Origin of the sequence: Streptomyces sp. NRRL F-4489, assembly GCF_001509485.1 — a bacterium.
Lineage (GTDB): Bacteria > Actinomycetota > Actinomycetes > Streptomycetales > Streptomycetaceae > Streptomyces.
Genome location: NZ_LLZI01000112.1, coordinates 129,221 through 152,248, shown reverse-complemented (window position 1 = coordinate 152,248; position 23,028 = coordinate 129,221). Strand labels below are relative to the sequence as shown.

General features: G+C 74.1%; 22 protein-coding genes. 14 read left to right on the top strand and 8 right to left on the bottom strand.

Annotated elements, in window-relative coordinates:
• Positions 1 to 46 precede the first annotated feature (46 nt).
• Genes ADL22_RS11275 through ADL22_RS11245 form a run of 7 tightly spaced genes read left to right on the top strand, consistent with a single transcriptional unit; the run spans position 47 to position 6,211 of the window.
• Positions 47 to 805: a CoA transferase subunit A gene (locus ADL22_RS11275; protein WP_066976481.1), complete on the top strand. Its 759-nt coding sequence runs from the start codon at positions 47 to 49 to the stop codon at positions 803 to 805.
• Positions 802 to 1,434, top strand: coding sequence for a CoA transferase subunit B (locus ADL22_RS11270; protein WP_066976476.1), 633 nt, complete (start codon positions 802 to 804; stop codon positions 1,432 to 1,434). The genes ADL22_RS11275 and ADL22_RS11270 overlap by 4 nt, the downstream gene beginning before the upstream one ends.
• 4 nt (positions 1,435 to 1,438) lie before the next feature.
• Positions 1,439 to 2,191 carry a protocatechuate 3,4-dioxygenase subunit beta gene (gene pcaH, locus ADL22_RS11265; RefSeq protein ID WP_066976474.1) on the top strand — a complete coding sequence of 251 codons (753 nt, stop codon included), beginning with the start codon at positions 1,439 to 1,441 and terminating at the stop codon, positions 2,189 to 2,191.
• A complete protein-coding gene (gene pcaG / locus ADL22_RS11260; RefSeq protein WP_066976472.1) occupies positions 2,191 to 2,763 on the top strand; it encodes a protocatechuate 3,4-dioxygenase subunit alpha in 573 nt (190 codons plus the stop codon). Before pcaH ends, pcaG begins: the two co-directional genes overlap by 1 nt.
• Positions 2,750 to 4,198 (top strand): 3-carboxy-cis,cis-muconate cycloisomerase, encoded by a 1,449-nt coding sequence (gene pcaB, locus ADL22_RS11255; protein ID WP_079064028.1) that lies wholly within the window; start codon positions 2,750 to 2,752, stop codon positions 4,196 to 4,198. The genes pcaG and pcaB overlap by 14 nt, the downstream gene beginning before the upstream one ends.
• Positions 4,195 to 5,004 carry a 3-oxoadipate enol-lactonase gene (gene pcaD, locus ADL22_RS11250; RefSeq protein WP_066976471.1) on the top strand — a complete coding sequence of 270 codons (810 nt, stop codon included), beginning with the start codon at positions 4,195 to 4,197 and terminating at the stop codon, positions 5,002 to 5,004. Before pcaB ends, pcaD begins: the two co-directional genes overlap by 4 nt.
• A 31-nt stretch (positions 5,005 to 5,035) precedes the next feature.
• A complete protein-coding gene (locus ADL22_RS11245; RefSeq protein WP_066976468.1) occupies positions 5,036 to 6,211 on the top strand; it encodes a 4-hydroxybenzoate 3-monooxygenase in 1,176 nt (391 codons plus the stop codon).
• Between the two features lie 30 nt (positions 6,212 to 6,241).
• Here the strand turns inward: ADL22_RS11245 and ADL22_RS11240 are convergent, their stop codons facing one another.
• Together ADL22_RS11240 and ADL22_RS11235 are read right to left on the bottom strand one after the other, a co-directional pair.
• Entirely contained in the window at positions 6,242 to 6,595 is a 354-nt protein-coding gene (locus ADL22_RS11240; protein WP_159048607.1) for a hypothetical protein, read from the bottom strand.
• Entirely contained in the window at positions 6,579 to 6,842 is a 264-nt protein-coding gene (locus tag ADL22_RS11235) for a hypothetical protein (protein WP_066976464.1), read from the bottom strand. Before ADL22_RS11235 ends, ADL22_RS11240 begins: the two co-directional genes overlap by 17 nt.
• Positions 6,843 to 7,156: 314 nt before the next feature.
• On the opposite strand from ADL22_RS11235, the gene ADL22_RS11230 reads away from it, so the two are divergent.
• The 3 genes from ADL22_RS11230 to ADL22_RS11220 are packed head-to-tail and all read left to right on the top strand — an operon-like array spanning position 7,157 to position 11,053.
• On the top strand, positions 7,157 to 9,181 hold the full coding sequence (locus tag ADL22_RS11230; RefSeq protein WP_066976462.1) for a LodA/GoxA family CTQ-dependent oxidase: 2,025 nt from the start codon (positions 7,157 to 7,159) through the stop codon (positions 9,179 to 9,181).
• Positions 9,178 to 10,305, top strand: a complete 1,128-nt coding sequence (locus tag ADL22_RS11225; RefSeq protein ID WP_066976460.1) for an NAD(P)/FAD-dependent oxidoreductase — start codon at positions 9,178 to 9,180, stop codon at positions 10,303 to 10,305. Before ADL22_RS11230 ends, ADL22_RS11225 begins: the two co-directional genes overlap by 4 nt.
• A 16-nt stretch (positions 10,306 to 10,321) precedes the next feature.
• Positions 10,322 to 11,053, top strand: a complete 732-nt coding sequence (locus ADL22_RS11220; protein WP_066976458.1) for a hypothetical protein — start codon at positions 10,322 to 10,324, stop codon at positions 11,051 to 11,053.
• 75 nt (positions 11,054 to 11,128) lie between these two features.
• Here the strand turns inward: ADL22_RS11220 and ADL22_RS11215 are convergent, their stop codons facing one another.
• Positions 11,129 to 12,943 carry a sugar-binding protein gene (locus tag ADL22_RS11215; RefSeq protein ID WP_234430641.1) on the bottom strand — a complete coding sequence of 605 codons (1,815 nt, stop codon included), beginning with the start codon at positions 12,941 to 12,943 and terminating at the stop codon, positions 11,129 to 11,131.
• A gap of 253 nt (positions 12,944 to 13,196) precedes the next feature.
• The gene (locus tag ADL22_RS11210; RefSeq protein ID WP_066976456.1) at positions 13,197 to 14,198 is read right to left on the bottom strand and encodes a zinc-dependent alcohol dehydrogenase family protein; all 1,002 of its coding nucleotides are present in this window, start codon (positions 14,196 to 14,198) and stop codon (positions 13,197 to 13,199) included.
• A gap of 218 nt (positions 14,199 to 14,416) precedes the next feature.
• Between ADL22_RS11210 and ADL22_RS11205 the strand changes: the two genes are divergently transcribed.
• Positions 14,417 to 15,106 carry an O-methyltransferase gene (locus tag ADL22_RS11205; protein ID WP_066976454.1) on the top strand — a complete coding sequence of 230 codons (690 nt, stop codon included), beginning with the start codon at positions 14,417 to 14,419 and terminating at the stop codon, positions 15,104 to 15,106.
• A 30-nt stretch (positions 15,107 to 15,136) separates the two neighbouring features.
• On the opposite strand, the gene ADL22_RS11200 is transcribed toward ADL22_RS11205, so the two are convergent.
• A complete protein-coding gene (locus tag ADL22_RS11200; RefSeq protein ID WP_079064026.1) occupies positions 15,137 to 15,697 on the bottom strand; it encodes a TetR/AcrR family transcriptional regulator in 561 nt (186 codons plus the stop codon).
• Positions 15,698 to 15,940: 243 nt separating this feature from the next.
• Between ADL22_RS11200 and ADL22_RS11195 the strand changes: the two genes are divergently transcribed.
• On the top strand, positions 15,941 to 17,161 hold the full coding sequence (locus tag ADL22_RS11195; RefSeq protein ID WP_066976452.1) for a cytochrome P450: 1,221 nt from the start codon (positions 15,941 to 15,943) through the stop codon (positions 17,159 to 17,161).
• A gap of 199 nt (positions 17,162 to 17,360) precedes the next feature.
• Entirely contained in the window at positions 17,361 to 17,561 is a 201-nt protein-coding gene (locus tag ADL22_RS11190; protein WP_066976732.1) for a ferredoxin, read from the top strand.
• Between the two features lie 340 nt (positions 17,562 to 17,901).
• Here ADL22_RS11190 and ADL22_RS11185 read toward each other — a convergent pair whose 3' ends face one another.
• Both ADL22_RS11185 and ADL22_RS11180 read right to left on the bottom strand, forming a co-directional pair.
• A complete protein-coding gene (locus ADL22_RS11185; RefSeq protein ID WP_066976448.1) occupies positions 17,902 to 18,891 on the bottom strand; it encodes a helix-turn-helix domain-containing protein in 990 nt (329 codons plus the stop codon).
• Between the two features lie 17 nt (positions 18,892 to 18,908).
• A complete protein-coding gene (locus ADL22_RS11180) occupies positions 18,909 to 19,562 on the bottom strand; it encodes an HAD family acid phosphatase (RefSeq protein WP_234430640.1) in 654 nt (217 codons plus the stop codon).
• Between the two features lie 236 nt (positions 19,563 to 19,798).
• Here ADL22_RS11180 and ADL22_RS11175 point away from each other — a divergent pair, with 236 nt between their 5' ends.
• Positions 19,799 to 21,958, top strand: coding sequence for a DUF2264 domain-containing protein (locus ADL22_RS11175; RefSeq protein ID WP_066976445.1), 2,160 nt, complete (start codon positions 19,799 to 19,801; stop codon positions 21,956 to 21,958).
• A gap of 69 nt (positions 21,959 to 22,027) precedes the next feature.
• Here the strand turns inward: ADL22_RS11175 and ADL22_RS11170 are convergent, their stop codons facing one another.
• On the bottom strand, positions 22,028 to 22,984 hold the full coding sequence (locus ADL22_RS11170; RefSeq protein ID WP_066976442.1) for an alcohol dehydrogenase catalytic domain-containing protein: 957 nt from the start codon (positions 22,982 to 22,984) through the stop codon (positions 22,028 to 22,030).
• Positions 22,985 to 23,028: the final 44 nt, after the last annotated feature.

Genomic DNA, 23,028 nt, shown 5'->3' with positions numbered 1-23,028 from the left:
TCGCGAGTATGAACCAAAGTTCACCAGGCGAACAAGGGGAGCGGGCATGGACAAAGAAGTGGCCACCGCCGCGGAAGCGGTGGCCGACATCCCGGACGGCGCCACCCTCGCGGTCGGCGGCTTCGGCCTCACCGGCGTCCCGAACGTGCTCATCCAGGCGCTGTACGACCAGGGCGCCCGCGGACTGGGCGTGGTCTCCAACAACTGCGGGGTGGACGGCGGCGGTCTGGGCATCCTGCTCGCGGCCGGCCGGATCACCCGCGTCACCGGCTCGTACGTCGGCGACAACAAGGAATTCGCCCGCCGCTACCTCAGCGGCGAACTGGAGGTGCAACTGACCCCGCAGGGCACGCTCGCCGAGCGGCTGCGGGCCGGCGGCTGCGGCATCCCCGCCTTCTTCACCCCGGCCGGCGTCGGCACCCCGGTCGCCGAGGGCGGACTGCCCTGGCGCTACGCCGCGGACGGCTCGGTCGCCGTCGCCTCACCGCCCAAGGAGGTCCGCGCCTTCGACGGCCGGGAGTACGTCCTGGAGCGCGCGCTGCGCACCGACTTCGCGCTCGTGAGGGCCGCCCGCGGCGACCGGCACGGCAATCTGGTCTTCGCCAAGGCCGCCCGCAACTTCAACCCGCTCGCCGCGATGGCCGGGCGGATCACCATCGCGGAAGTCGAAGAGCTGGTGGAACCAGGGGAGTTGGACCCGGACGCGGTGCACCTGCCCGGCGTCTTCGTGCAGCGCGTGGTGGCGCTGACGCCGGAGCAGGCCGCCGCCAAGGGCATCGAGCGGAGGACGGTGCGGACCGGATGAGCTGGACCCGCGACGAGATGGCGGCCCGCGCCGCCCGCGAACTCGCCGACGGCTGGTACGTCAACCTCGGCATCGGCCTGCCCACGCTCGTCCCCGGCCATCTGCCGCCCGGCGTGGACGTCGTACTGCACTCCGAGAACGGCCTGCTCGGCGTCGGCCCGTACCCCACCGAGGACGCACTCGACCCGGATCTGGTCAACGCCGGGAAGGAGACCGTCACCGCGCTGCCCGGCGCCGCCTGCTTCGACTCCGCGCTCTCCTTCGGCATGATCCGCGGCGGCCACCTCGACGCCGCGGTGCTCGGCGCGATGCAGGTCTCGGCCCGCGGCGACCTGGCCAACTGGGTCGTGCCCGGCAAGATGGTCAAGGGCATGGGCGGTGCGATGGACCTCGTGCACGGCGCCCGCCGGGTGATCGTGCTGATGTCGCACACCGCCAAGGACGGCACGCCCAAACTCGTCCCCGAGTGCACCCTCCCGCTGACCGGCCGGGCCTGCGTCGACCGGATCATCACCGACCTCGCCGTCCTCGACGTCACCCCCGCCGGCCTGGTGCTGGCCGAGACCGCGCCCGGGGTCAGCGCCCGGGACGTCGTCCACCGGACCGCCGCCCCCGTCCTCGAAAGGTAACGCCATGCCCGCCGACCAGCAGGACATCGCCCGCGAGATCGCCGCCCGCGCCGAGGCCGCCGCCGCGGACGGCCGCCCCCGCCACCACCCCGACCGCGACTACCCGCCGTACCGCAGCACCGCGCTGCGCCACCCCCGGCAGCCGCTGGTGCCCGTTCTGGACCCGGAGGCGGCCGAGCTGTCCGGCCCGGTCTTCGGCCGCACCGACCTCACCGACCTCGACCACGACCTCACCCGCCGGCACTCCAGCGCACCGCTCGGCGAGCGGATAACCGTCACCGGCCGGGTCCTGGACCGCGCCGGCCGCCCCGTCACCGGCCAGCTCGTGGAGATCTGGCAGGCCAACGCCGCCGGCCGCTACGCCCACGAGCGCGATCAGCATCCGGCCCCGCTCGACCCCAACTTCACGGGAACGGGACGCTGCCTGACGGATGATCAGGGGGTCTACCGCTTCACCACGATCAAGCCCGGCGCCTACCCGTGGCGCAACCACACCAACGCCTGGCGCCCCGCCCACATCCACTTCTCGCTCTTCGGCACCGCCTTCACCCAGCGCCTGATCACCCAGATGTACTTCCCCGGCGACCCGCTCTTCCGCCACGACCCCATCCTCCAGTCCGTCACCGACCCCGCCGCCCGCGCCCGCCTGGTCGCCGCCTACGACCACGACCTGTCCGTCCCCGAATGGTCGCTGGGCTACCGCTGGGACATCGTCCTCGACGGGCCCGCCGCCACCTGGACCGAGGAAGGCCGCTGATGCTTCCCACCCCCGCGCAGACCATCGGGCCGTTCCACGGCCACGCCCTGCCGTTCCCCGGCGGCCCGGAACCGGCGCCGCCGGGACACCCGGACACCCTCACCGTCCACGGCACCGTCCTCGACGGCGCGGGCGCGCCCGTCCCCGACGCGCTGCTGGAACTGTGGCAGCCCGCCCCGGACGGCAGCCGCACCGGCGCACCCGGCTCCCTGCGCCGCGATCCGGCCACCGGCGGGTTCGCCGGGCGCGACGGGCTCACCTTCACCGGCTTCGGGCGGGCCGCCACCGACGCGGACGGGCGCTGGGCGTTCCGCACCCTGCCGCCCGGCGGGGTGCCCTATCTGTCGCTGTGCGTCTTCGCCCGCGGGCTGCTGCACCACCTGTTCACCCGCGTCTACCTGCCCGGGCCGGGGCTCGCGGACGATCCGCTGCTGACCGGGCTCGACCCGGAGCGCCGTGCGACGCTGCTCGCGACGGAAACGGCAGGCGGGGCCGGGCCCGGCGGGCGGACGTACCGCTTCGACATCCGGCTCCAGGGACCGAAGGAGACGGTGTTCCTTGACTTCCGCTGACCACCGCGCGCCTGACAGGCCGCCACTCGCCGACCCGGGGTCGCTGCCGCCCGCCGACGCCGGCCTGCTCGCGCCCGGCCGGGCCGGTACGGCCGTCGAGGCGGCCACCGGCGACGCGGCGTTCCTCCAGGCGATGCTGGACGCCGAGGCCGCCCTCACCCGCGCCCAGGCCGCGCTCGGCCAGGCACCGGCCCGCGCCGCCGAGGCCGTGACCGCCGCCGCCCGCGCCGACCGCTTCGACGTCCGGGACCTCGCGCTGCGCGCCCGCGCGGGCGGCAACCCCGTCATCCCGCTCGTCGCCGACCTGACCGCCGCGGTCCCCGGCGACGCCGCCCCGTACGTCCACCGCGGCGCCACCAGCCAGGACATCCTCGACACCGCCGCGATGCTGGTCACCGCCCGCTGCCTGCCGCTGATCACCGCCGACCTGGCCCGGACCGCGGCGGCCCTGCGGCGGCTCGCCGCCGCGCACCGGACGACGCCGATGCCGGGGCGGACGCTCACCCAGCACGCCGTCCCCACCACCTTCGGCCTCAAGGCCGCCGGCTGGCGCAGCCTCGTCCTGGACGCCGCCGACCGGCTCACCGCCCTCCGCCCGCCCGCCCAACTCGGCGGCGCGGCGGGCACGTTGGCGGCCTTCGAGGCGCTGGCCGGCGCGCCCGGCACCGGCCCGCAGCTGGCCGCCGCCTACGCTCGCGAACTGGGCCTGGCCGCCCCGCCGCTGCCCTGGCACACCCTCCGCACGCCGATCGCCGACCTCGGCGCCGCCCTGGCGTTCACCACCGGCGCGCTCGGCAAGCTCGCCGCCGATGTGCTGGTCCTGGCCCGTACCGACACCGGCGAACTCGCCGAGGGGGACGGCGGCGGCTCGTCCGCCATGCCGCACAAGCACAACCCCGTACGCGCCACGCTCCTCGCGGCCGCGGCCCGGCAGGCCCCCGCGCTCGCCGCCGTGCTGCTCGGCGCGGTCGCCGCCGAGGACGAACGCCCGGCGGGCGCCTGGCACGCCGAATGGCAGCCGCTGCGCGACCTGCTGCGGCTGGCCGGCGGCGCGGCCGCCCACGCGGCCGAACTCTGCCCAGGGCTCCGGGTGGACGCCGACCGGATGCGCGCCAACCTCGACCGCGACCGCGGACTGGCCACCGCCGAGCGGGTGGCCGCCGAACTCAGCGGCCCGCTCGGGCGCGGCCCGGCCCGGGGGCTGGTCGAGGCGGCCGCCCGCCGGTGCGCCGAGCAGGGGACGGACTTCGCCGACGCGCTGGCCGGCCTGCTGGCGGAGGCGGCGGCCGGGGGAGCGGTGCCGGACGGCCTGCCCGGCATCGAGCGGCTGCGCCAACTCGCCGACCCCACCGGCTACTTGGGGTCGGCCGGGGCCCTGGTCGACCGCGCCCTGGCCCGTACCGCCGCGACCGGACGGGAGGAGAGCCGCCGGTGACCGCCCGCCTCCACCACACCGCCGAGGGCCCGCCCGGCGCGCCCGTCCTGCTGCTCGGCCCGTCCCTCGGCACCTCGCTGCGGGTCTGGGACGGGCAGACCGCCGTGCTCGCCCGCCGCCACCGGGTCGTCCGCTGGGACCTCCCCGGACACGGCGGTACCCCGGCCGGTGTCCTGCCCGACCCCGTGCCCGGCGCCACGACCGTCGCCGACCTCGCCGCACTGGTCCTCGAACTCGCCGATCACCTCGGCGCGGCGCGCTTCGCGTACGCCGGGATCTCGCTCGGCGGGGCGGTGGGCGCCCACCTCGCCGCACACCATCCCGAGCGGGTCACCGCGCTCGCGCTGCTCTGCACCTCGGCCCGCTTCGGGGAGCCGGGCGGCTGGCGCGAACGGGCCGCGCTGGTCCGCGCGCGCGGCACCGGCGCGCTGGTGCCCACCGCGCCGGACCGCTGGTTCACGCCCGCGTTCCGCACCGGGCCCGCCGCCGGGGCCGCGGCCGGGCTGCTCGACGACCTCCGCACCGCGGACCCGGCCGGTTACGCCGCCTGCTGCGACGCGCTCGCCGGCCACGACCTGCGCGCCGCGCTCGCCCGGATCACCGCGCCCACCCTGGTCGTCGCCGGCCGCGCGGACCGCGCCACCCCGCCCGCGCACGCCCGCGAACTGGCCGACGGCATCCCCGGCGCGACCCTGCTGGAGCTGGCCGGCGCCGCCCACCTCGCCCCCGTCGAACAACCCCGGGCCGTCCGCACCGCCCTCCACGCGCACTTCACCGCACCGCGCGCCGCCGCGCCCATCCGCTGATTCGCCCGCCGACCCGAGACGGAATCCCGCCATGCGCACCAGCGTCGCCATCATCGGAGCCGGCCCGGCCGGACTCCTCCTCTCCCACCTCCTGCACCGCCAGGGCATCGACTCCACCGTCCTGGAACTCCGCAGCCGGGCGTACGCCGAGCGCCGGCAGCGCGCCGGCATCCTCGAACAGGCCACCGTCGACGTGCTCCGCGCCTCCGGCGCCGGCGCCCGGATGGACCGCGAGGGACTGCCGCACCACGGCATCGAGCTGCGTTTCGACCGCCGCGCGCACCGGATCGACTTCCCGTCCCTGGCGGGCGGCCGGTCGGTGATGGTCTACGCCCAGACCGAGGTCGTCAAGGACCTGATCGCGCTGCGCCGGGCGGCCGGCGGCACCCTCCTCTTCGAGGCCGAGGCGCTGTCGGTGGACGGCATCGGCACCGACGCGCCGCGCGTCCGCTACCGCCACGACGGCGCCGAACACACCCTGCACTGCGATTACGTCATCGCCTGCGACGGCTTCCACGGCATCGGCCGGCGCTCGCTGCCCCCGGACGCGCTGACCGTCTCCGCCCGCGAGTACCCGTTCGCCTGGCTGGGCATCCTGGCCGAAGTCCCGCCGTCCTGCGACGAGTTGGTCTACGCGCACCACGAACGCGGCTTCGCGCTGCACAGTATGCGCTCCCGCCACGTCAGCCGGCTCTACCTCCAGGTCGATCCGCACGACCGCCCCGCCGACTGGCCCGACGAGCGGATCTGGGACGAGCTGGAGACCCGCTTCGCCACCGACGACGGCTGGCGGCTCCGGCGCGGCCCGGTCACCGAGAAGAGCATCACCCCGATGCGCAGCTTCGTCGCCGAACCGATGCGGTACGGGCGGCTGTTCCTGGCCGGTGACGCCGCCCACATCGTGCCGCCCACCGGCGCCAAGGGCCTCAACTTGGCCGTCGCCGACGTCACCCTGCTGGCCCGGGCGCTCGCCCACCGCTACGCGCACGGGGACCCGTCCCTGCTCGACGCCTACTCGGAGGCCGCGCTGCGCCGGGTGTGGCGCGCCGAGCACTTCTCGTACACCCTGACCACCCTGCTGCACCCGGCGCCGGACGAGTCGGCGTTCGACCGCCGGCTGCGCCTGTCGCATCTGCGCTACCTGGTGTCCTCGCAGGCCGCCGCGGCCTCACTAGCCGAGAACTACGTGGGGCTGCCGGTGGTGTGAGCCCGCGGGGTACGCGGTCCGCGCCGCGTCTCACTCCACATGGCCGCACGCCGAGCACACGAACTGGCTCTCGCCCGTGGGGTTCCCCTCCTGGTCCGTCTCCACCGTCCGGTACATGGTGCCGCCGCATCTGCCGCAGCCTCGGGTCTGAATCAGCTGGCCCATCCGCAGCTCCTCCCTCGGGGTGCGCCGGCGGCATCCGCCGCGCAGCGCCATCGCGTAGTCGAGCAGGACGAACGCCTCTTGCCGGCTCCGCTCCCGGATGGTGATGTCGTCCGCGGTCTCACCCGTCGCCGCGACGCGCCCGCAGCGGTAGCAGCAGTGCCGGTTGCTCTGCGGGCCCGGCTCCAGCATCGGCAAGCCGCAGTCAGGACAGTCCACCATCGGCCTCCTTGACGAAACCGCACCGGGCGCAGACCGAGATGGGGCGGCCGTCGCGGTCCCGCTGGCCCCACATGGTGTTCCGGCACCGCGGGCAGCCGCTGGTGTGGATACCGCGCGGCCCGAGCGGCGGCGGTTCGGGCGTGGCCTCCACGTAGGCGATGATCAGCTCCCGGTCCCGCTCGCTGTTCCCGGCCATCCGCAGCAGATGCGCCAGCCGCGAGCGCGCTTCGTCGGCGAAGGTCCCCATGGCGCGGAGGGTAGCGGCCCGGCGGTCCGCGGACGATGACCTCTCCCGGACTGCACCCGATCAGTTGAGAACGGCCGGCGGTGGCCCGGGCCGCACACGCCGAGGGCAGCGCCACCGTCCTCCGCGTACGGCCGGCGGAGAAACCGGCCCGCCGGTCGCTTGCGGTGGAAAACCGCTGGTCGCGGCGGGTTGCGGCCCCGGGGAGTGAACGGGTGCGGCCATTGGGGCGCACGGCCATAGCAGGGCGATTCGGAGATAACAACCATTACGGAACAGGGGGAATTTCAGCGATCACTCCGACATGAGGTTCCGCAATGGATCAGAAGATCGTCCAGGTGAAGATCCACCCGGCCATCGGCATAGCCCGGGTCGGCAACAGCGACCAACCGGCCTTCATCGGGCCGGAGTCGCCCGACCAGCCCCCGCTGCCCCCCGGCTCGTACAAGGACTCCACCGGAAAAATCATCCGGCAGGCCGCCCGCTTCCGGATCTACGGCTACAACCAGGCCGGCGAGGTCGTCCGGGAACTGAAGCTCGGCGAGGCCGGCGTCACCGAGATCACCTGGTCGGTGCACCTGGCCAACAAGAAAGCCGCGTGGTACCGCTTCCACATCCCGCTCGACATCCCCGAGGCCGACAAGCTCTCGCCCGCCCAGCGGGGCCGCCGGAACGCCGCCGTCACGGGCGCCGACCGCAAGAAGCTCGTCATCGACTCCGGCCGCCACAGCCTCAAGGCGTCCCAGCAGCAGACCGCCGACTTCGCCGGCAAGATCATGGACCGGGCGGTCACCCTCGGCTCGGCCCGCACCGAGCAAACCGGCCGGCTGGTCCTCACCGGCGGCGACGGCGCCTCCGCCTCCTGGGACGAGCAGCACAACCCGATCAGCGGCGTCGCCAACAACGACACCTGGTACGACAACGTCTCCGACGGCCCCGTCACCGCCGACGTCGTCATCGACGGCGAGACCAAGGCCGCCTCGCCCGCGTGGGCCGTCGTCGGACCCCCGCACTACGCGCCCGGCGTCAAGACCGTCCGCACCCTCTACGACCTGCTCTACGACGTCTTCGTCACCGAGAAGACCCTCGAGGCCGACGCGCAGATCTCCTACCCCGAGCACGTCGAACCGCTGCTCGCCCGCTTCACCGAACTCCAGTGGGTCAACCACGGCTTCGCCACCCAGTTCGGCTGGCAGGGCCCGTACCACTTCCTCGGCGACGACCTGCGCGCGCGGCTCAACGACCCCAGCGAGACCAACCGCGATCTGCGCCGCCAGATCTACCAGCAGATGCGCGACTACGACCGCGACGGGATCTCGCCCATCCCCTGGCCGTGGATCTACGGCGACGGCATGACCGGCGACAAGGTCATCACCTCCGTCCGCGAGCACCTGACCCTCACCCCCACCCAGGACCGCATCCTGGAGCGCTGGGCCAAGGGCGACTTCACCCCCGGCCCGCCCCGCACCGGCCAGCCCGACGTCGACAAGGCGCCCGTCGCCGACCAGCCCCGCCTGCTGGACCGCGCCGCCCTGGACAACTGCGCCGCCGACGCCTTCCACCCCGGCAGCGAGGTCACCTGGCCGATCCGCCACAAGACCATGTTCAGCGAGCCGTTCCGCATCCTGCACCGCTCGCCGAACACCCCCGAACCCGACTACGGCGACACGCTCACCAGCGCGGTCCTCCAGCGCAAGGACGGCCCGCTGTACGCCCAGGGGCCCGGCGACCTCACCCGGTGGATGGCCGCGCCCTGGCAGTGCGACACCGCCAGCTGCCGCTTCGGCTACCAGTCCCGCTCCGGATTCGGCCCCCGCTACAGCCCCTTCCTGCCCACCTTCTGGCCCGCCCAGATGCCCAACCACGTCCTGAAGAAAGCCGACTTCACCACCGTCAACACCAAACCGAGCGGCGGTGACGACACCGCCCGCCGGAAGGCGTTCGAGAACCGCGCGGTCTGGCTGCGCGGCCTGAAGGGCAGCGACTTCAACACCCAGCGCCGCCAGATGATCGACGACTGGTACAAGTTCGGCATCGTCGAGATCCACGAATACACCGTCGGCGACAACAAGTTCCCCAAGTACATCCAGGTCGAGTCCGAACCCGGCTACCCGCCGGCGCCCGACCACGCCAACCTCGTCAACGTCCACGTGCCCGAGGCGGGCGCGCCCCAGCTGGCCGCGGCGGCCGGCCTCTGGCGCGGCGACCTGCCCGCCGAGAGCGTCGAAGCCGCCCTCGTCCAGCACGCGATCGAAGAGGTCAAGGAGCTGACCGGCTACGACGAGACGGCCATCGCGGCCGGCTACCTGGAGAAGCTCGACCCGTTCCACGACGCCCAGTGACCGCCCGGCCCGCCTACGACGCCGTGGTGGCGGGCGGCGGACCGGCCGGCTGCGCCGCCGCACTCGCCCTGGCGCGGGCGGGCCGCCGCGTACTGCTCGCCGACGCCGGCACCGGACCGCCCAAGGTCGGCGAGGCACTGGTCTCGGTGGCCCGGCTGCTGCTGGCCGACCTCGGCGCGGACCGCGCCGTCCTCGGCGGCGGCCATCTGCCCTGCCACGGCAACCTCTCGGCCTGGGGCTCGTCCGAACTCCACGCGGTGGACTTCCTCCGCGACCCCTACGGCCACGGCTGGCACCTGGACCGCCCGCTCTTCGACCGCGGGCTGCGCGCCGCCGCCCGCGCGGCCGGTGCCGAGGTCGCCGAGCACACCGCCGTCCGCGAGCCGCGCCGGCAACCGGACGGCACCTGGCGGCTGGCGCTGCGGCCGCGCGCCGGCGGGGCCGGGCGGACGGTCCGCTGCCGCTGGGTGGTGGACGCCACCGGCCGGGGCGCGGCCCTCGCGGTCCGGGCCGGCGCCCGCCGCACCACCGCCGACCGGCTGACCGCCCGCCACGTCCTCCTCGACCCGGCGCCGCACGGCACCGCCGACAGCCGCTCGCTGGTCGAATCCGACCGGGACGGCTGGTGGTACACCGCGCCGCTGCCCTCCGGGCACCGCCTGGTCGCCTACTTCACCGACCCCGACCTGCCCCTCGCCGCCGACCGCGGCACCGAGGGGTTCCGCGCCCGGCTGCTGGCCACCCGGCACATCTCCCGCCGGGCCCGCCCGCACGGGCTGACCACCCTCCGGCCCCCACGCCGCGCCCCCGCGCACACCGCCCACCTGGACCGGGTGCACGGGGACGGCTGGATCGCCGCCGGCGACGCGGCCGCCGCCTTCGACCCGCTCAGCTCCCAGGGCATCCTCACCGCCCTCTACACCGGGCTCAGCGCGGGCGAGGCGGTCGACGCCCACCTCTCCGGCGACCGCACGGCGCCGGCCGGCTACGCGGACAAGGTCGCCACCGCGCGCGCCGCCTACCTCGACGGCCACCGCGCCGTCCACGCCCAGGAGACCCGATGGGCCGACCGCCCCTTCTGGGCCAGGCGGCACCGCGCTCCCACCCCGACACCCCTACCGTGAAAGGCGGAAACACCCCATGAGCACAGCCGAATCCACCGAGCACTCCGGACACTCCGGACACGAGCACATCCACCGGTTCCTGATCCTGGGGAAGAAGAAGCTGTTCTTCTACCACCTGGCGCTCTACAAGGAGACCTCCGGCCACAACTACCAGGCCGTCCTCACCCTCGACATCAAGGACGGCGGCGCGCTCCAGAAGAAGTACCTCGAGGACCGCGCCCAGCACGAGGACAAGCAGGTGTACTACGCGCTGCGCTGCCCGCACCACTTCGAACTGCCGGAGCTCCAGCAGGGCAAGAAGTTCAAGGTCCACCTGGAGCGGGTGGTCGTCAAGAGCGACGGCAGCCGCGACTTCCAGCAGATGACCGACACCGAGACCGAGGTGGAGTGCACGCCGGCCGACGTCCTCTCCTTCCGCAAGCTCGGCGGCCTGGACTACCCGGAGTACCTCACCTACCTCCTCTTCGGCGAGGGCGACGAGATCCACCTCGCCCACCAGCTCGCCAAGCACCCCAACTGGGACGAGGCCGTCACCGTCACCACCAAGCAGACCATCGACGCGGCCACCCTCAAGAAGGTCCCGACGCTGGTCATCGAGTCCATCAAGGACCCGCACAACAAGGTGACCGAGAGCCCGCTGAAGAAGGGCCAGCAGTACCAGGGCAAGCTCACCGTGAACGGTGCCGCGGTGGACTTCATCGTCGGCCGCCAGGGCTGGTGGAACCACACCAGCCTCAACGATGTCTGACCGGTAGCGGCCGCCGCGCCGCACCGGCACCAGGCGGGGCGCCGCACCCGGATCGGTGCGGCGCCCCGCGCTCCCTCAGCCGGCGCGCCCGTGGCGCGGCCCCACGGCCAGCGGGACGCCGGTCCGGCGGGCCTGGGCCCGGGCCGCCGGGGAGTCCTGGCTGCGCGCGGCCTCCAGCGGGATCCGGGCCGGGCTCACCGGACGCGCGACCGGCCGGTACCCGGGCAGCCGCACCGCGCCCCAGACATACGGGTCCGCCTGGGCGCTGCCGAACGGCGACCAGGCCAGCCGGCTCTTCCCGGTCTTGTCCTGGGTGTCGGAGTCGTAGACCAGGATGTTGGCGGTGAGCCGGCGCGGGTCGGCGGCGGCCGGGAGGCCGGCGAACGGGATCTTCGCCTCGACCGTGTAGCCGGTGTACGGCCTGGTCACGACGGAAGCGACCCGCATCCCCGGCGCGGTGGCCGCCGCCGGGCCCTGGCGGTTGTCCCCGTCCCGCGCGGCGCACGGCCCGCCGCCGCGCGCCGTGAACGGCAGGATGCCGGCCTTGAAGGTCGTCGAGGTGTCGGTGGAGGCACCGCGCGGGTCGAGGTCGATCTCCACGGCATCGGTGCGCCAGTGGCGTTTGCAGTCGTTCCCGGCGTCCAGCGCCGCGCCCAGGACGTCGTCCCGGACCTCGACCAGGACGTACAGCGCCGACCCGTGCCGGGAGATCCTGGCGGTCGCCGAGCAGTCCGCCGGGGCGCACTCCTTCCCCTCCCAGTGCCGCAGCGTCAGCGCCGGGCCGGGGTACTCACCGGGGCCGGCCCGGCCGTCCACGACCGGTGCCCGCCGCACCGCGGGGGCTTCGGCGGCGGGGTTGGGCGGGTAGGCGGGCTGGGCGCCGTTCGCCAGCCACGGCAGGCCCGTCCGCCGCGCCCCGTCACGGAACTCGGCGTAGAGCGGGCGCAGTTGGGACTGGTCCCGCACCGGCGCCGGGACCGGCTTCCCGCCGCGGGCCAGGACCGTGAACCACTCGCACGGCAGCTCCCGGCGCGGGGTGGAGACCTTCGGCGGCAGCGACCCGAAGCCCTGGGTGACGTAGGTGCGCGCGGCGTCCCGCTCGACCTGCGCCCAGGTCTTCCCGGTGGCGGACCGCACGCCGGTCCAGAACCCCCTGACCGGCAGTCCGGTACGCGGATCGGTCTCCTTCGCCCGGGCGCACCCCGGACCGGCCGGGCCCTTGAACCCCCAGCTCTGGGTGAGCAGTTCGGACGCCTGCCAGGGCCGGTACTTCTCCCGCTGGAGCTGCCCGGGGAAGGCGTGGGGGGCCGCCGCCAGCCGGAACGCCTCGATCGCCAGGCGCGCGGACTCCTGGTGCGCGCCGTGCTGGTTGAAGGGGCGCGGCTCCATCGTGACCACCGTCCTGGGAGTGGTCGCCCGGATCAGCCGGACGATGCGCTCCAGGGTGTCGGTGGGCGGCTGCGGCGGCCGGTTCCAGACGTGTGCGGTCAAGGGGGCCGAGAGGGTGTACCAGAAGTCCGGCTTGTCCAGGTAGTAGACGTTGCGGATTCCGGCGAGACCCACGGCCTTGCGCTCCTCGCGCTCGCGGATCAGGCCGAGTGCGGCGCCTTCCTGCGGGCCTGCGGCGTTGCCGCCGCCCTCACCGCGGGTGATGGTGGCCACCGCGGTGCTCAGCCCCCGGCGCTGCCGCCACTGCCCGAAGGTCGCCAGTGACTGGAACTCGTCGTCCGGATGCGCCCCGATGAAGAGCACATCCGTGTGTGCCCGGTCGCGGGCCGGCGCCTGGGTGACGGCGGGCCGGGAGCCGTCGGTGGCGTGCGCCGGGGGAGCTGGGATCGCGGCACTGGACAGCAGCGCGGCCGCGGCGGCCAGCGCGGGCGCCGCGTGCAACGGCAGGCGCGGTCTACGCGACAGGCGCGGTAGCCGTGGCAGACGCGGTAGCCGTGGGAGTCGTGAGGGGCGTGGCTGTCGTGGTCGCCGTGACAGGCATGGCATCGTCGGACCTCTCGTCGGGAGACGTGAGCCGCTGGCTCGGATCGCCCGCGATGTTTTCCGGCCACGCGCCGTACCAGTCGGCAAACCGCCTGTCGGGGTGACGCGGCCCGGCGGGGGGATGACCGCGCCGGGCCCCGCGCGCCGGGCCTCAGTGGTCCACGGTCACCACGATCTTCCCGACCTGGGCGCCCGCCTCTATGTACCGGTGCGCGTCGGCGATCTCCGCCAGCCGGAACGTCCGGTCCACGACCGGCCGGAACGCGCCCGTCCGCAGCCCCGACGCCACGTACGCCACACCCCGGCGCAGCCGTTCCGGATCCCCGGTCGTCTCGTGCACGACGGCGAACGTCCGCATGTTCAGCGACGGCATGCCCAGGTCGAACCCGGGGTACGGGGTCACCTCACCGCTCAGCGCGCCGTACAGGAACAGCGTGCCGCCCGGGGCGACCACCTTCGCCAGGTCCACCACACCGGGCCCGGCGACGGCGTCGAAGACGAACTCGGCGCCCCGCCCGCCGGTGTGCTCCAGCACCCGCCCGACGAGATCCTCCTCGCCCGTGACGATCACCTCGGCCGCGCCCGCCCGGAGCAGCGCGTCCTTCTTGGCGGCGGTGCGGGTGGTGGCGATCGGCACCGCCCCGGCCCGGCGGACGACCTCGATCGCGGCCAGGCCGACACTGCTGGACGCCGCGGTCAGCGCGACGGTGTCCCCGGCGCGCAGCCCGCCGACCTCCACCAGCGCCCCGTACGCCGTCAGATACGGCATCCACACCGCCGCGCCGCCGATCGCGTCCAGCTCCTCGGGGCGGGGCACCACCGCGGCCGCGGGGACCAGCGCCCGCTCGGCGTAGACGCCGTAGTCGTTCATCGAGAAGGCGGGCAGCACGCTGACCGGCTGGCCGGTGCGGAATCCCGTCACCCCCGGGCCGATGGCCTCGACCACGCCCGCGGCCTCGGTCCCGAGCCGCGCCGGGAACCGCCGGGCCGCTTCGATGTACCGTCCGGCGCGGAACAGCACCTCCGCGCGGTTGAGGCCGATCGCGTCCACCCGGATCGCCAGTTCGCCGGGGCCGGGGTCGCCCACCGGCACGTCCTCCAGCCGCAGGACCTCCGCACCGCCGTACGCGTGGAACCGCACCGTTCCGGCCATCTCACGTTCCCCTTCCGGGTGTTGCCGCTCTGCCTTCGGCCCTCACCCAAGCGCAAAGTATGATCACTGTCAAACTTCGATGGTGGTCGAACCTTCTCTTTCCTGGTGGGTGGTTGGCCGGTGCCGAGGGGTAGGGTCCCGAGGTCCCTGGTATGTCGATGCCGCCTGGTATCGCCCTCGCGCGGCCAGGCTGCGCAACCCACCGGAACGGAGCCCGTATGAGTACCCCTCACCCCCCACACGAAGGTCCGCGGCGCTGGGCCGAGGTGGACGGCTATCTGGCCGACCTGTTCGCCTTGGAGGACGTCGGGCTGGCGCAGGCCCGGCAGGCGAGCGACGCGGCGGGTCTGCCACCGATCGCGGTCAGCCCCGCCCAGGGCAAACTGCTGCATCTGCTCGCCCGACTGCGCGGCGCCCGCCGCATCCTGGAGATCGGCACCCTCGGCGGCTACAGCACCATCTGGCTGGCCCGCGCCCTGCCGCCGGACGGCCGGCTGGTCACCCTGGAGGCCAGGGCGGAGCACGCCGAGGTGGCCCGCGCCAACCTCGCGCGGGCCGGACTGGCCGACCGGGTCGAGGTGCGCGTCGGCGCGGCGCTGACCACGCTGCCCGACCTCGCGGCCGAGGGCGGCGAGCCGTTCGACCTGATCTTCATCGACGCGGACAAGGGCAGCAACGCCGCGTATCTGGAGTGGTCCCTCAAGCTGGGGCGGCCGGGCACCCTCGTCATCCTCGACAACGTGGTGGCCGACGGGGCCGTCGTTGATGCGGACGACACCGGCGAGCGGACCGAGGGCATCCGCCGGGGCCTGGAATTCCTCGGCCGGGAACCGCGGTTGGACGCCACGGCCGTGCAGACCGTGGGCGCCAAGGGGTACGACGGTTTCGCGCTCGCGCTGATCACCTGACGGGCCGCGGCCCGGCGCGCCCGCCGCCGCTCAGGCGGGCGCGCCGCCGCCCGACCGGGGCGGCGCCGGGCGCAGGATCAGCGGCAGGTACACATCATCGACGATCTCGATGAGGACGGATTCCTCGACCGGCGCGCCGAAGAGCAGGAATTCGTTGCGCAGCAGGTCGGTGGCGACCGTGGCCCGGCGCGAGGTGAGCATCGAGCGGTCGATCTCGCCGCGTTCGGCGGCCCGTTCGAGGATGGTCTGCAGGGTCGCCGGGCCCACGGTGTGCACCCGTTCCCGGATCAGCGCGGCGAATTCCGGGTCGCGGGTCATCTCGGTGAGCAACCCGCGCAGGATCCCGCCGAGCGGACTGTCCATCTTCGCCGACAGCTGGCGCATCAGCGCGAGGACGTCCGTCCGGAGGGCGCCGGTGTCCGGCAGCCGCACAGCGGACATACCGGCCAACCGCACGGCGTCCATGACCAGTTCGGCGCGGTTGGCCCAGCGCCGGTAGAGGGCGGCCTTGCCGGTACGGGCCCGGGCGGCCACCCGTTCCATCGTCAGCGCCGCGTAACCGGTCTCGCCCAGTTCCTCCAGGGTCGCCATCAGGATGGCGCGCTCCAGCTCCGCGCCGCGGCGGCGCGGCCCCTTGCGGTGGTCGGCGGTGCCCGGACCGGCGGGGGGAGCGGTCGGCTCCGGGGCGGCGGTGGGGTCGGCGTTCGGTGACAGCGTGACTCCTGAAGATGTCCGAGAGAGGTCGTTGCGTTCTCTATGGTGCCCACCCTATGGTGCCGATTAGAGAACTCACCGTTCCTTAGCGGTGGGTGAGGACGACGCCCGAGGGGACCGATGACCGAGACCGCCCTGCCGCCCCAGATAGCCGACGCCCCCGCGTTCCCGAACGACCGCACCTGTCCCTACGCGTTACCGAAGGGCTACGCCGAACTCCGGGACGCCCCCGGCTCGCTCCACCGCGTCACCCTCTACGACGGCCGCCAGGCATGGGTCGTCACCAAGCACGAGACCGCCCGCCGGCTGCTCGCCGACCCCCGGCTGTCCTCCGACCGCAGCCACCCCGGATTCCCCGCCACCTCGCCGCGGTTCGAGGTGGTCCGCAACGTCCGCCCGGCCTTCATCGGCATGGACCCGCCCGAGCACGGCGCCAAACGGCGCATGACGATCAGCGAGTTCACCGTCAAGCGGATCAAGGGCATGCGCGCGGAGGTCGAGGAGATCGTCCACGGCTTCCTCGACACGATGCTCGCCGCCGGCCCGCCGGCCGACCTGGTCAGCCAGTTCGCGCTGCCCGTACCGTCCATGGTCATCTGCCGGCTGCTCGGCGTGCCCTACGCCGACCACGACTTCTTCCAGGACGCCAGCCGGCGCCTCGTCCAGTCCACCGACGCCCAGGAAGCGGCCACCGCCCGCGAGGACCTGGCCCGCTACCTCGACGGGCTGATCACCGCCTTCCAGGCGGAGCCCGGACCCGGCCTCGTCGGCAGCCTGGTCGCCGGGCAGTTGGCGAACGGCGAGATCGACCGCGAGGAGCTGGTCGCCACCGCGATGCTGCTGCTCATCGCGGGCCACGAGACCACCGCCTCGATGACCTCGCTCAGCGTGATCACCCTGCTCGACCACCCCGACCAGTACGCCGCGCTGCGGGAGGACCCCGGCCTGGTCCCCGGCGCCGTCGAGGAACTGCTCCGCTACCTCGCCATCGCCGATATCGCCGGCGGCCGCACCGCCACCGCCGACATCGAGATCGACGGCCGGCTCATCCGGGCCGGCGAGGGCGTCATCGTCACCAACTCCATCGCCAACCGCGACGGTTCGGTGTTCGCGGACCCGGACACCCTCGACATCCGGCGCTCCGCCCGCCACCACCTCTCCTTCGGCTTCGGCGTCCACCAGTGCCTGGGCCAGAACCTCGCCCGCCTGGAACTGGAGGTCATCCTCACCGCCCTCCTCGACCGGGTACCCACCCTCCGGCTGGCCGTCCCCGTCGAGGAGTTGACCCTGCGGCCGGGGACCACCATCCAGGGCGTGAACGAACTGCCGGTGACGTGGTGAGGGGGACGGGAGAGGGAACGGCGCGGGGAGCGGGGACGGCGCGGCGAACGGGGACAGCGAGGGGAATAGGGACGGCCGATGCGCACAGGCACGGCAGCGGACGGCAGCGCACGGCAGGGGTCGGCATGGCACGGCTGCGACAGAGAGGGGACGGACGATGACCGAGGCTGAGGGCGGCGCGACGGCGCCGGAAGGTGCCGTGCGGGTGACCGCTGACCGGACGGTGTGCGTCGGCGCCGGCTTGTGCGCGCTGACCGCTCCCGCCGTCTTCGACCAGGACGACGACGGCCTGGTCACCGTGCTTCGGCCCTCAGCGGCCGGCGGCGACGGCTCCGCCGCACGCGAGGCGGGCCTCCTCTGCCCGTCGGGCGCGGTGCGGGTCACTGAGGCTGACGGGTAGCCGGGGGCGGGCGGCCGTACGGGGGGGCGGGACCATTTGCTTCCTGCCGTGGGGCGGTTCCCTGCCGTGCGGCCGTTCCCTTCCGTACGGCCCTCCCGCGCCGCCGCTTCGTGCCGTACGGCCCTCCCGTGCGGCCGCTTCCTGCCGTACGGTCGTCCCGTTCGGCCGTCCCCTTCCGTACGATCGTCCGCTCCCGTATGCCCCTCCCGGGAATACGCACAGGCGCGGCTGAGTTGGGGCCCCGCAGGGGGGCCTCGCGTCCCCTACGGGATCCGTTCGAGCGCCCCCTACGGCCCCTCCCGGCCCCCGCCGCCCCCCCCGGGGCGGATCGCGGCGGCGCTCAGATCCAACCCTTCCGGGCCGCGTACAGGGCGAGTTGGAAGCGGGTGGTGGCGCCGGCGGCGCGGTTGAGCTGTTCCAATTGGCGGGAGAGGGTCCGGCGGCTGATGCCGAGGAGTTCGGCGATGGTCTCGTCGGTGACGCCGGTGCCGAGCAGTTCGAGGATCCGGCGCTGTACGGGCCGCAGCGCGGGCGGCACCCGCGCGCCGAAGTGCAGCGGATACGCGGACCGCCAGGAGGTCTCGAACAGGCCGGTCAGCGCGCGCAGCAGGCTCGACGGGCGGACCAGCAGCAGCGAATCGTTCACCTCCGCGTCGCCGAACGTCATCGAGACGAGGGCCAGCCGCTGGTCGAAGATCCCGAGCTTCACGGGCAGCGACTGGAGCACCCGGGCCTCCTCGCCCGCCGCGATGCACGGCCGGATGTTGCGGGCGTAGTAATCGCCGTTCCCCACCGCTGACTTGGAGTAGACGACGCGGTACGAGACCCCGCGTTCGAGGTTGCGGATCTCGGTCGGGTTGGCGGTGCCGCCGGTGTGCCAGGGCGGCGAGTCGAAGCGCAGCACCTCGGAGGCGGCGGCGTCCTCGATCTGCAGGATGCGTTCGACGATCTGCGGCCCGGTGACCACCTCCACCAGATCGTCGGTGGTCTGCGGATGGACCTGGCGCCGGTAGGTGCGGTAGGCGTCCATCGCGGCCAGGTGCGCCCGCTGGAGCTCCGCCGTACGGGCGTTGGCGAGCTGCCCCAGGCCCAGCGACGGCTCGATCGGGGCGACTCCGGAGCGGTCGGGGCCGTGGCTCGCGGCCAGGCCCAGCCGCACCAGCCCGGCGAGGACCAGCTCCGTGTCCGCCGGCGTCCGCCCCAGCCGCCGCGCCAGGGCGGCGACGGTGGTGGGCCCGGTGTCCAGCATGGCCAGATAGGCGCCGGCTTCGGTGCCGGACAGGCCGAGCCGGACCAGGTGCGCGATCCGGTCGTCGTCTGCCGCGGTCATCTGGGCTCCGGGCGCGCTCAGCTCAATTGGCCGTCGTAATCGGGCAGTTTGAAGCCCTTTTCGTAGTGTCCGCCCTCGAAGTCGGTGCTGCGATTTCCGACATTGGCGACGAGGGTGTATCCCTCCGCTTCGTACTTCTTCCGGCAGCCCAGTTTGACCTTCGCCTTGCCCGGGCTGTCGCCCTCCGGCTTGAGGCAGAGCCCGTCCACGGTGTAACCGGCCGAGGTGAGTTCCCGGGTCGTGGCATCCGCCTTGTCCGCATTCCGGTACGAGGCGAACAGGACCGCGGCACCGTGCGCATGCGCGTAATCGGTGGCTTTGAGAATGGCCTCGATGGCCTTTCCCCGGTCGTAGTGCGTGGCCAGCGAGGTGTTGTCGATGTCCAGGACGACGGCCGGCTTCTCGCCGCTGTGCGCGCCGGCCAGCCGCTGCTCCAGGTAGCCCTGGAGGGACGCGGCGACCGGCGCGACATCGGCCAGCCACTCGCTCTCGCTGGGCAGCGACTCCTTACGCGGTGTCTCCGTACGGGGCGCGTTCACGGGCTGTGCCGCCGCACGCGGTGTCTCCGTACGAGGCGCCGCCTGCGCCGTCAGGGGAAGGGCCGCCAGCAGGACGGTCACCGGACCCAGGACAAGGGCGGCCGTCTTTCCCTTGGCGATGGCCATGGCCATTGTTCCACCACTCCTTTTCCCGCCGCCGCGATGCCTTCTCCGTACGGCGGTCGGGTTGCGTTGTACAAGCGCCGACGGGTCCTTGCTACCGGAATCCGCGGCCGGTTCCTGTCCATCCCGCGCCACTGGCCGCATTGGGCGTGCGCGGCCCTTGCACGATTCCTCAATTACGCGGAATCGTCATGAACGTGCGGTGAATGGGCCGTGTTGCCCGCCGATGCGAGGTGAGGAATCCGATGCCGGAGACGTACGGAGGCGGAGCGCCGCCGCTGCCGCCCGAGGACCGCGCACTGTCCCCCTTCACGGGCTACGGCCGCGCGCACTGGCTGGCCCTCGCCGACCAACTCCTCACCGATGTACGGCGGTTCGCCTCGCCGTCCGGCGCGCGGATCATGCTGCCGGGCCGCCCCTCGTCCTCCGGCCCCGACTCCGACCACCTCGAAGGCTTCGCCCGCACCTTCCTGCTACTGGCGTTCCGTGCCGCCGGCTGCGGTGGGGAGGCGCCGGCCGGGCTGATCGAGGCGTACGCGGCGGGTCTGCGCGCCGGGACCGATCCCAGGCACCCGGAAGCCTGGCCGGCCCTCGGCCAGGGCTGCCGCCAGACACTCGTCGAGGCGTGCTCGCTCGCCCTCGGCCTCCACCTCACCCGGCCCTGGCTGTGGGACCACCTCCCCGCCGTCGTACGGGAGCAGGTCGCCGACTGGTTGCAGGGTGTCTGGGGGCTGCGGATACCCGATAACAACTGGCACCTGTTCCGGGTGATCGTGGGGGAGTTCCTGGCGAGCGCGGGCGCCGCCCACGACCGCGCCGAGATGGCCGCCGACCTGGCGCGGATCGAGGAGTTCTCTGCGGGCGACGGCTGGTACCGCGACGGCGGCGACCCGCGCACCGCTGACCACTTCGACCACTACAACGGCTGGGCGCTGCACCTGTACCCCCTCCTCTGGGCCCGGATGGCCGGTGCCCGCGCGGCGGACCGCCTGCCCGCGTACACCGCCCGACTGCGCCGCTTCCTCGCCGACTTCGCGCTGTTCTTCGGCGCGGACGGCGCGCCGATGCACCAGGGACGCTCGCTGATCTACCGCTTCGCGGCCGTCGCCGCTCCCTGGATGGGCGCCCTGGCGGACGCCACCCCGCTGAGCCCCGGCCAGACCAGGCGCCTGGCCAGCGGCGCGCTACGGCACTTCACCGACCGCGGCTTCCGCGACCGGCACGGCATCGCCACCCTCGGCTGGTACGGGCCGTACCCGCCCATGGTGCAGGGCTACTCCGGCCCCGGATCCCCGTACTGGCTCGCCAAAGGCTTCCTCGGCCTGCTGCTGCCGGCCGGCCACCCGTGCTGGACCGCGCGCGAGGAGCCACTGCCCGTCGAACGCGGCGACCGCGTCCAGGCACTGCCCGTTCCCGGCTTCCTGCTCTCCGCGACCCGCGCGGACGGCATCGTCCGGCTGCTCAACCACGGCAGCGACAACCAGGCGGGCGATACCCGGGGGCCGGGCCGCTGGGCCGACCGGGGGACCGGCCTCGGGACCGGTCGAGGCGGAACGGGGGATGCCTGGCCGCCGGACCGCACGCCCGGGGACCCGCACTACGCCCGGCTCGCCTACTCCACAGCCACCGGCCCGTACCACCCATACCGCCGCCACGACGCCGCTGACGACCGCGCTGACCGGCGGCCCTTCCCCGCCGTCGACAACCACATCGGACTCCTCCACCCGGAACTGGGCCTGTCGGGCCGCACCCGCATCCACCGCCTGCGCGTCCTGGACCGCTACGCGGCGTCCTGGCACCGGCCGGTCTGGTACGGCCCCGGCCGATCGCAGCCCGGGGCCCGTATCGAGACCGCCGCGGTGTTCTGGGGCGCCTTCGAACTCCGCGTCCACCTGGTCCAGGCGCCCGCCGGCCTGTCCGTCCACGACAGCGGCTGGCAGGTCGCGGACGCCCGGCCGCCGCGCACCCGGACCGGCGAGCGCCGGGCGGAAGCGGTCACCGACTCCGGTCTGACCAGCACGTTCGTCTCGCTGGCCGGCCACACCGCGGTGGCGGTCGCGGCCGTGGCGGACGGCAGCGCCTACGGCCCCCACTCGGCCGTCCCGTACGCCACCGCCCGGCGGACCACCGAACGGACCGTGCACGCCGCCCTGATCGCCCTCACCGGCCGGGGCGCCGACCCCGCACCACCGGACGTCCACTGCACCGTCGAGGGGCCAACAGCCGTTAGTAGTAAGGTAGTTGGCGTGGGAGTCACGGTCACCGCCGGCTTCCCGGACGGCACCTGGGTCCTGGTGGCCCTCGGCGCGGACCCGGCGCGGTCGCCGGTGGTGGGCGGCACGCCTCTCCCCGGCCCGGTGCGCTACGCCCGCCTGACCCCGGGCGAAGCCCCAGTCATCCACTGAGGCCCGCCTGAATGCTGACAGCCAGCCGCACCGGGCGGGCCCCACGGGCCTGTCGGCCTGGCGGCGCCGTCAGGGCAGCATGACCACCTTGCCGAACTTCCCCGGGCCGGCCAGCCGGGCGTACGCGCCGGAGTAGCGGTCGAGCGGGAACGCCGCGTCGACCGGCACCCGCAGCCGTCCCTGGGCCAGCAACGGGACGACGCCCGCGCGGACCGTGGCCGCGAGGACCGCCTTCTCGGCGGGGGAGCGGCCCCGGATGGTGGTGCCGATCAGCTGAGCGCGCGCAAGCATCAGATCGAACATCCGCAACGGCGCCACCGCCCCGCCCTGCACCCCCACCACGAGGATCTTCCCGCCGGTCCGCAGCAGTTCGACCCGCCGCAGACACTCCTCCCCGCCGACCAGCTCCACCACGATGTCGTACGGTGCCTGGCCGCCCTCCTGCCCGGGGGCCACCACCTCGACGACGCTGCCGGCGGGCGCCAATTCCCGTACCCGGGCGTGCAGTTCGGCCCTGCGCACACTCGCCACCACCCGGGCGCCGGAGAGGGCGGCCACCTGCACCATGGCCGTCCCGACCCCACCCGCCGCGCCGGTCACCAGCACCCGGTCTCCCGCGCGGACCCCTGCCTGGACGACCAGCGCGTCCCAGGCAGTGCTGAACGCCTCCGGGAAACCCGCCGCCGCCCGCCAGGACAACCCCGCAGGCACCGGCAGCAGCAGGTCGGCGGGGACCGCGATCCGTTCGGCATGCCCACCACCGCCCACGAGGGCCATCACCCGGTCGCCGGCGCGCACCCCGGTGACCCCGGCCCCGACCTGTTCGACCTCGCCGGCGATTTCCAGCCCGGGGATGTCGGCGGGCCAGCCCGGCGGTGCCGGGTAGTCGCCCCGGGCCTGCTGAAGGTCGGCCGCGTTGAGCCCCGCCGCGTGCACCCGCACCGCCACCTGGCCGGGCCCGGCCACCGGATCGGCGCGCCGCGCGAGGTGGAAGCCGCCCCTGCCGTCGATCACCACTGCCCGCATCGTGCCCTAGCTCCTCTCCCGCTCTCCTGCCTTGCCCGCTCTCG

Bases quoted from the DNA above. Each gene is read 5' to 3' on its own strand.
- ADL22_RS11200 (WP_079064026.1), bottom strand. From the start codon at position 15,697: ATGGCGACCCTGGAGGAACTGGGCGAGACCGGTTACGCGGCGCTGACG.
- ADL22_RS11180 (WP_234430640.1), bottom strand. From the start codon at position 19,562: ATGGCCATGGCCATCGCCAAGGGAAAGACGGCCGCCCTTGTCCTGGGT.
- ADL22_RS11240 (WP_159048607.1), bottom strand. From the start codon at position 6,595: ATGGTGGACTGTCCTGACTGCGGCTTGCCGATGCTGGAGCCGGGCCCG.
- ADL22_RS11245 (WP_066976468.1), top strand. From the start codon at position 5,036: ATGCGCACCAGCGTCGCCATCATCGGAGCCGGCCCGGCCGGACTCCTC.
- ADL22_RS11210 (WP_066976456.1), bottom strand. From the start codon at position 14,198: ATGGCCGGAACGGTGCGGTTCCACGCGTACGGCGGTGCGGAGGTCCTG.
- ADL22_RS11205 (WP_066976454.1), top strand. From the start codon at position 14,417: ATGAGTACCCCTCACCCCCCACACGAAGGTCCGCGGCGCTGGGCCGAG.
- ADL22_RS11185 (WP_066976448.1), bottom strand. From the start codon at position 18,891: ATGACCGCGGCAGACGACGACCGGATCGCGCACCTGGTCCGGCTCGGC.
- ADL22_RS11170 (WP_066976442.1), bottom strand. From the start codon at position 22,984: ATGCGGGCAGTGGTGATCGACGGCAGGGGCGGCTTCCACCTCGCGCGG.
- ADL22_RS11275 (WP_066976481.1), top strand. From the start codon at position 47: ATGGACAAAGAAGTGGCCACCGCCGCGGAAGCGGTGGCCGACATCCCG.
- pcaG (WP_066976472.1), top strand. From the start codon at position 2,191: ATGCTTCCCACCCCCGCGCAGACCATCGGGCCGTTCCACGGCCACGCC.
- pcaH (WP_066976474.1), top strand. From the start codon at position 1,439: ATGCCCGCCGACCAGCAGGACATCGCCCGCGAGATCGCCGCCCGCGCC.
- ADL22_RS11230 (WP_066976462.1), top strand. From the start codon at position 7,157: ATGGATCAGAAGATCGTCCAGGTGAAGATCCACCCGGCCATCGGCATA.
- ADL22_RS11195 (WP_066976452.1), top strand. From the start codon at position 15,941: ATGACCGAGACCGCCCTGCCGCCCCAGATAGCCGACGCCCCCGCGTTC.
- ADL22_RS11220 (WP_066976458.1), top strand. From the start codon at position 10,322: ATGAGCACAGCCGAATCCACCGAGCACTCCGGACACTCCGGACACGAG.
- ADL22_RS11270 (WP_066976476.1), top strand. From the start codon at position 802: ATGAGCTGGACCCGCGACGAGATGGCGGCCCGCGCCGCCCGCGAACTC.
- ADL22_RS11235 (WP_066976464.1), bottom strand. From the start codon at position 6,842: ATGGGGACCTTCGCCGACGAAGCGCGCTCGCGGCTGGCGCATCTGCTG.
- ADL22_RS11175 (WP_066976445.1), top strand. From the start codon at position 19,799: ATGCCGGAGACGTACGGAGGCGGAGCGCCGCCGCTGCCGCCCGAGGAC.